Genomic DNA, 7,408 nt, shown 5'->3' with positions numbered 1-7,408 from the left:
CCGGCTTGCCGGCGCGCCGCGCCGGCCAATAGCGAAGAGCGCCGTTTACTCGGCATCCGTCCAGATGATTCTACTCCTATCACCCTCTTTCACCCTGAAGGCTGCCCTGAGTGCAATTTTAAAGGCTTTCGCGGCCGTACTGGCATCCATGAATTGATGGTGGTGGATGAGGCGCTGCGCATTTTGATCCATCAGCGTGCCGGTGAGCCGCAGATGGAAAGTCATCTACGCGCCCTGCGCCCCGGTATTCGAGGTAACGGCTTACAAAAAGTGCTGGCGGGTGACACCTCGCTCGATGAGGTGTTGCGCGTGACACAGGAAGGATAAGCGCGATGGCGTTATTTCGTTATCAGGCTTTAACTGCTGCGGGGCGCACTCGTAAAGGGATGACCGAGGCTGACTCTCCCCGTCATGCACGGCAACTGCTGCGTGCGCAAGATTTGCTGCCGGTGGACGTGTGGGCGGTAGACACGCCGGCTGCTGCGCCGCGCTCGACTACGGTAGGACATGCGGCGGGCAGTCCAACAACGGGGAAGCGCGCAGCTTCTGGGCGGCGCTGGTTGCAGCGGCGGGTCAGTTCGGCGGATTTGGCGCTGCTGACTCGTCAATTGGCCACCTTGGTGCAAGCGGCGATGCCGCTGGAAGAGTGCTTACAGGCGGTGAGCGAACAGTGTGAAAAGCTGCATATCAAAACACTGGTGCTCAGTTTACGTGCCCGCATCCAAGAGGGGTTTACGTTGTCAGATAGCCTGCGTGAACATCCGCAGGTGTTTGATTCCCTGTTTTGCTCGATGGTCGCGGCAGGGGAAAAATCCAGCCACTTAGAGCGCGTGTTGCTGCGTTTGGCCGATTACACCGAACAAAAACAGCGCATGAAAAGCCGTTTGCTGCAGGCAATGCTCTATCCACTGATGCTGACCTTGGTCGCCATCGGCGTGATTGGCATTTTGCTCTCGTCGGTGGTGCCTAAAGTGGTAGCGCAGTTTGAGCATTTAGGGCAGGCGCTCCCTGCTTCCACCCGCTTATTGATGAGTTTAAGCGATGGCGTACAGGTGGCCGGGTTACCGCTGTTGATCTCGCTACTGGCGCTAGCCGTGTTGATGCAGCGTTTACTGCACAAACCGGCGCTGCGTTTGCGCTGGGATCGCGTCATTTTACGTTTACCGGTGATTGGGCGCGTGAGCCGTGGCCTGAATACCGCGCGTTTTGCCCGCACCTTAAGCATTCTCACCGCAAGCCGCATTCCGGTGCTCGATGGCGTGCGTATTGCCGCCAGTGTGTGTGCCAATCGCCATATCGAACAGCAAATTCTTTCTGCTGCCGAACGGATCCGCGAAGGCAGTAGCTTGCGCGCTGCGCTCGGCGAGCTGCGCTTATTCCCGCCAATGATGCTGTACATGATCGCCTCAGGCGAGCGCTGTGGCGAGCTAGAGCCGATGTTAGCGCAAGCTGCGGATAACCAAGATCGCGAATTTGATACCCAAGTCGGGATTGCGCTGGGGGTGTTTGAGCCTTTGCTGATTGTCCTGATGGCGGGCGTGGTGCTTTTTATTGTCATCGCCATTTTGCAGCCGATGCTGCAGCTCAACAACATGGTTGGGATGTAAGTGTGGTTGGCGCGTAAGTGGCCAAAATCTAACTCACGGAGATAACGCATGTATTCAAAGTCTGTCAAACGCACGCCGCAAGCGGGTTTTACCTTGCTGGAAGTGATGGTGGTGATTGTGATTTTGGGCGTACTGGCCAGTTTGGTGGTGCCCAATTTGCTCGGTAACAAAGAGCGCGCCGATCAGCAAAAAGTGGTCAGTGATTTAACCGCGCTGGAAAACAGCTTGGATATGTACAAGCTGGATAACGGCCAATATCCGAGCACCCAGCAAGGGTTGCAAGCGCTGGTCAGCAAGCCGGATGGTGAGCCGCAGCCGCGTCGCTACCGTGAAAATGGCTATATCAAACGTCTGCCAACCGATCCGTGGGGCAACGAATATCAGTACTTAAGCCCAGGCGAGCACGGTCAGGTGGATATCTATTCACTGGGCGCTGATGGCGTCGAGGGAGGTGAAGGCAATGGCGTGGATATCGGTAATTGGAACATGCAGGAGCTGCATAAGTAAGTGGTGACGCGCGGCTTTACTCTGCTCGAGATGATGTTGGTGATTGTGCTGCTCGGCACTGTCACCAGCATGATTGTGCCTACGCTCTCAAGTGGTACCAAGCCCGTCGCGCATGGTGCAGCGTCCGCCTTTTGGTCGCAGTGGACGCGCTTGCGTGATGAAGCCTTGGTCAGTGGCGAGATGGTGGGCGTGCGTGTGGAGCCTGATGGTTATCAGCTGATGGTGCGCCGGCAAGGTCAGTGGCAGCCGGTGTCGCGTGCTCGCCAGAGTGCGCAGGTCACCTTGCCGCCACAGGTGCGCAGTCAATTAGAGCTGGCAGCGCTGCCTTCTGTCCGCGCCGGTGATTTGGATTTGCAGCAGCAACGTTTGAGCCTGCATGACATTGAGCTGGAGATGCAAAGCCACAGCGCTGAGCGCCCCCCGCAGCTGGTGTTTGCCGAGCACCAACTGGAGCGGCCATTTAGTTTGCGTTTTGTGCAAAGCTATCCGTCAGCCTGTTGGCAAGTCAGTGTCAGTGCTGGGCAGTCGCCGCAGCTGACCGAATGTACGGCGGGGGGATAAGGCATGGCGAATATGCGTCAGGTTAATCCGACTCCTTTTAATCCGACTCCGTTACGTCACCGCATCTATGGTCGAAGCATTCATCTGCAAGGTCCGCAGACCGGATTTACCCTGCTCGAAGTGATGATCGCCTTGGCCATTTTTGCCATGGCGTCGCTGACGGTGATGCAGGTGTCGGGCACTACGCTTTCGCACCAAGCGCGCTTAAAAGAGCGCATGCTGGGTGACTGGCTGGCCGACAATCAAAGTGCATTGCTCTATTTGCAAGCTGGAAGTCGCGAGAGTGTGTTGGCCTATCAAACCCAGCAAGGGGAAACCGTGGTGGACGGCCAGCCTTGGTATTGGCGCACCCGCGCGGTAGAGGGTGATAATCGCACGCTGCAAGCGATGGATATTGAGATCAGCCGCAAAGCCGATTTTAGTGCGTTGCTGGTCACGCGCCGTATTTGGTTGCCAGCACCGCTGACGGAGCTGCGTTAATGAGGGCGACTCGGGTGACAGTCTCTTCTCATCGCAGGACGGGTATGTCTACGCGAACTCCCGCCGTAGGCTTTACGCTGCTGGAGATGCTGGTGGCGATTGCGGTTTTTGCCATGCTGAGCGTGATGAGTCAGCAGGTGGTGAGCGGTGTGATGCAAGCCGATAGCATTAGCGAGCAGCAGCACAGCGAGTTGCAGGCATTGCAGCAGATGATGCAGTACCTGACTCACGATTTAACGCAGATGATCCCCAAAACGGTGCGCAGTGGCCCTGCTGGGCGTGAAGCGGCGTTGCTGGTGGGCAATGGCGTGCTGGGCTCGCAAGGTGTCGGGCTGCGTTTTACCCGAGGTGGGGTGGTCAATCCGCACATGATGCAGGCGCGCAGCCACTTTACCCAAGTTGGCTACCGAATCGCTGAGGGTAAGTTAGAGCGTTGGCTGTGGCCGCAAACCGATCTGGATAGCCGCGTGACGCCGCAAGTGCAGGTGTTAGCGCCGGTGAATGCCCTGCGCGTACAGTTTTATGATAATGGCCGTTGGAGTGGACAGTGGAGCAGTCCGCAAGCGATTCCACAGGCCATCCGCATTACTTTCGATTTCCCGCAATTAGGCACCATTGAGCGCGTGTGGTTACTGCGCGGCGCGCTATTGCCCTCTGGCCGTGGAGGGCGGGCATGAAGCGAAAACCGGCTAATACGTCGCGTCGACTGGCTCAACAGCTTAAGACGCCTAAGCGTGGTATGGCAATGATTATAGTGATGGTGCTGCTCGCCGTCATGACGCTGCTGGCCGCTAACATGAGTGGGCGGATACAGCAGCAAATCGGACTCGCGTTGCATCAGCAAGAATATCAAGCATTGCCGTGGCTGACGACGGCGGCCGAAAGTCAGGCCTTGCGCCTGTTACGCGATAGCGTGGGGCTTGAGCCGACAGTGAATTTGTCACAAGCCTGGGCGCAAGAGGATTTGCACTTTGCGCTGCCACAAGGGCGGGTGAGCCTTGCGCTGTCTGACTTACAGGCCTGCTTTAACCTTAATGCGCTGCATGAAGCGCAAACCTCAGTGACAGGTCAAACGTCAGGCTCGTCACCCAATACCGGTGAGGGCGGCGGGGAAAATACCGATCCCGAAAACGGCGAGCCGGGAAATTCAGTACCTGAAAATCCAGCGCCCGCAAATCCAACGCCAGAGAGCGCCGCACAAAACGGCACGCCGTTGGTTGTCCGTCAATTATTGGCACTGCTTAAAAGTCAGGATGTGCCGGAGTACCGCGCCGAGCTGTTGGCAGACAATTTATGGGAATTTATTGATGCTGATTCCGTGGTGCAAACCGCGCAAGGGCGAGAAGACGGTGAATATCTAGCGCGTGATCTGCCTTTTTATCCGCCCAACAGCTTACTGACCGATGTAAGCGAAATTCGTCCGGTATTAGGGATGGATGCTGATCTGTATCAACGCGTCGCGCCAGTGCTGTGCACTATCCCCGAGAAAAATTTACGTATTAACGTCAACACGTTAGGTGAGGATAACGCGCCGCTGCTTGAAGCGGTGTTTACCCCTTATTTAAGCCGTATGCAGGCGGAACAAATCTTGCGGGAGCGCCCGCAGCAAGGTTGGGAAAGCGTTGCGGCCTTTTTACAAATACCGGCGCTGGCCGATGTGGATAGCGCCGTTAAGCAGCGGCTAAAAACGTTGCTGACGGTGAGCAGTGATTATTTTCGCCTGTCAGTGCGTATTGAGATGAACGGTGTGCGCCGTGACAGTGAAGCGGTGATTGGCCGTTCGGCCTCGGATCGACAAGGGTTTTATGTGCTGTGGCATCAGCAAGGAGATTTGGAGTGAGTGAGTTACTGAGTCTGTTGTTGCCGGTCAGCGCCGAGCAGCCGATCCGCTGGCAGTGCGTTGCTTTAGAGCCGCCTTCTGGCGCGTTAGCGCAAACCCCCAGTCAGCAAGGTCAGTTTGGCCATGCTGAACTCGAGAGTGTAGCTGCGTTAGTCACGCCAAACACCACTGTTCAGCTGTTGATCCCCGGCGAGTGGGTCAGTATCTGGTCGGTGGCATTGCCAAAAGGCGCGAAGCGCCAAGCCGATAAAGTGCTACCCGCCTTGCTGGAAGAAGAGCTGACACAAGATATCGAGCTTTTGCATTGTAGTTTGCTACAGCTGCAAGGCGATAAGGCCAGCGTGGCAGTGATTGAACATCGGCGCATGCAGCAGATTGTCTATTGGTTGGAGCAAGCAAACATCACCTCGGCACGCGTGTTACCCGATTGGGCTGCATTGCCGGAAAATAGCTTGCTGATCGCCGCCGATCGCGTGCTGTGTCATCAGCAGGGCTGGCACGGTTTTAGTACCGATATGGCGCTGGCGAGCGTATTGCTGCAGGCGGATAGCAACCATGATGAGATGGCGCGTGGTGAGTCACGTGCGCCAGAGTGGCAAGTCTTTAGCGGGCAGCCGTTAACTGACTATCCGGCTTTATTAACGGCGTTAACCGGTGATGAGTTAGCGCGTGATGCACATACGCTGACGGTTAAAGATATCAATACATTAGTGCTCACCACATCCAGTGCGGCTATCGCCAGTAACGCGACGTTGCTCACTGGCCGCTGGCGTTTACGTACGGATGTGCGGCGTCAGTGGCGGCGCTGGCGGCCGTTGGCGTTTACGGCGGCGCTGCTGTTGTCACTGTTGACCGTTGAGCGAGCGGTGGCGCTATGGAGTGTGGCGCAGCAAAGCGCGCAGGCGCGGCAGGCAGCAGAGCAGCAGTTCCGCCAGTTATTCCCTGAGCAAAAACGGATCGTCAATTTACGCGCTCAACTCAATGCCGCACTGCGCGAAACGCAATCAGCGAGCAGTACGCAGGAGTTATTGGTGTTGCTACCGACCATTGCGCAGGCATTAGACAGCGCCGCGCTCGCTACGCCAGTGAGTGTACTTAACTTGCGCTTTGATCAGCCGCGCCAAGAGGTGCGTTTAAAGTTGCGAGCAGGGAGTTTTTCCGATTTTGATACGCTGCGCCGTCAGCTGGCCACGCACTTCTCGGTGGAGTTAAGCCCGCTGGCGCAAGAGAGCAGCGTTAACCGCAGCAGTGGCGTAAGTGGTGGCGTAAGTGGCGAATTTATTTTACGCGGAGGAAAAGCCTAATGCGCGGTTATCTATCTCGCCTATCAGAGCGGCTGGCGGCACAGGGTTCAAGCTTTGATTCACTGCGTCATGCTTATACTCGAGTGGGCAGCATAGCAGTGCTGCGGATGGCCCCTTATTGGCATGCGCGCTCAGCGCGTGAAAAACGCCTCGTGATCCTGGCCAGTGCTGCATTGCTGGTGGGTGGATATTACTGGGGCATTTGGCAACCGTTGCAGCAAGCGTTAGAGCACGAGCGCAGTCAATTGCAGCAGCAGCAAACTTTATTAACGCGCATGCAAATGGCGCAGCCGCAGATACTGGCACACCGTAACGCACAACCTAAGGCGGGGCCCGCTCGCCCACAAGGCTCACTTGCGCAGGTGATCAGCGAAAGTGCGCAGCAGCACCAGATAGTGGTAACGCGGATTGTGAATAAAGACGATAGCATTCAACTGAGCATCAACCCGCTCAGTTTTAACAGTTTGCTGGCATGGCTTAATACGCTACATGATGAGTTTGGCATTCAAGTGCGTTTCTTGGATGTCAGTGCCGAAATGATGCCGGGGCAGGTGCGCGTATTGAATTTGGAGTTGGCATAATTTTAATCGACACTCAGACATCTAACTCAACAGTACCTAATTAGAGGTATGAAAAATCAAATTCGGTGAGAAATAAACCGTGATTTGTGCGATTAATTTCAGAGAGGCTAATCTGAATGCGTTCTATTTAGAGTTTTTAATCTATTTTGATTAGTGGATATTACGAATTAATGAAAACGTCATCTAAGCTTTATTGACAGTCCATTTACCCCTGTGCTCAAATGCCAATAAAATGAGAAGTCTATTTGCATGCTTAATGTATGCTCTATTTTCTGACTGCTTTCTGAATTTGTGGGTCAATATATTGTCGTTATTTGCGTTTTGGTTTGACGGTTTATTGTCGAATTTTTCTGTTTACTTAATAAAATAATTAAATTGATTATTAAAGCGACCAGTTAGTGCACCAATTTGTCTGATGTATATCAAGCGCAGACGATTGATTTAAACCTCAATATAAAATTAAGTTTATCCGCTTTGCATATTGCATGGCGGAGGATGAGTAACAACGCTGATTTATTATTGATATGC

The 7,408-nt window shown here is 54.7% G+C and carries 8 protein-coding genes and 1 pseudogene; all 9 read left to right on the top strand.

Features of this window, described 5'->3' with window-relative positions:
* Nucleotides 1-327, top strand: a pseudogene (locus L975_RS18325) (type II secretion system protein GspE); the annotation flags it as partial.
* A gap of 5 nt (nucleotides 328-332) precedes the next feature.
* A complete protein-coding gene (gene gspF / locus L975_RS08245; protein WP_047708080.1) occupies nucleotides 333-1,607 on the top strand; it encodes a type II secretion system inner membrane protein GspF in 1,275 nt (424 codons plus the stop codon).
* Nucleotides 1,608-1,655: 48 nt separating this feature from the next.
* A complete protein-coding gene (gene gspG, locus L975_RS08240) occupies nucleotides 1,656-2,114 on the top strand; it encodes a type II secretion system major pseudopilin GspG (protein ID WP_047708078.1) in 459 nt (152 codons plus the stop codon).
* Nucleotides 2,115-2,675, top strand: a complete 561-nt coding sequence (gene gspH / locus L975_RS08235; RefSeq protein WP_052181351.1) for a type II secretion system minor pseudopilin GspH — start codon at nucleotides 2,115-2,117, stop codon at nucleotides 2,673-2,675. It begins immediately after the preceding gene.
* 3 nt (nucleotides 2,676-2,678) lie between these two features.
* Nucleotides 2,679-3,155 carry a type II secretion system minor pseudopilin GspI gene (gspI, locus tag L975_RS08230; RefSeq protein ID WP_052181350.1) on the top strand — a complete coding sequence of 159 codons (477 nt, stop codon included), beginning with the start codon at nucleotides 2,679-2,681 and terminating at the stop codon, nucleotides 3,153-3,155.
* 44 nt (nucleotides 3,156-3,199) lie between these two features.
* On the top strand, nucleotides 3,200-3,832 hold the full coding sequence (gene gspJ, locus L975_RS08225; RefSeq protein ID WP_047708076.1) for a type II secretion system minor pseudopilin GspJ: 633 nt from the start codon (nucleotides 3,200-3,202) through the stop codon (nucleotides 3,830-3,832).
* Nucleotides 3,829-4,995 (top strand): type II secretion system minor pseudopilin GspK, encoded by a 1,167-nt coding sequence (gene gspK, locus L975_RS08220; protein WP_081995643.1) that lies wholly within the window; start codon nucleotides 3,829-3,831, stop codon nucleotides 4,993-4,995. Before gspJ ends, gspK begins: the two co-directional genes overlap by 4 nt.
* Nucleotides 4,992-6,299 (top strand): type II secretion system protein GspL, encoded by a 1,308-nt coding sequence (gspL, locus tag L975_RS08215; protein WP_052181348.1) that lies wholly within the window; start codon nucleotides 4,992-4,994, stop codon nucleotides 6,297-6,299. Before gspK ends, gspL begins: the two co-directional genes overlap by 4 nt.
* A complete protein-coding gene (gspM, locus tag L975_RS08210; RefSeq protein ID WP_052181347.1) occupies nucleotides 6,299-6,880 on the top strand; it encodes a type II secretion system protein GspM in 582 nt (193 codons plus the stop codon). The genes gspL and gspM overlap by 1 nt, the downstream gene beginning before the upstream one ends.
* Nucleotides 6,881-7,408 lie beyond the last annotated feature (528 nt).

The sequence above is a fragment of the Plesiomonas sp. ZOR0011 genome (genome assembly GCF_000800945.1).
In the GTDB taxonomy this organism is placed as follows: Bacteria; Pseudomonadota; Gammaproteobacteria; order Enterobacterales; family CAMTGL01; genus Plesiomonas; species Plesiomonas shigelloides.
This window is presented reverse-complemented; position numbering and strand designations above follow the sequence as displayed.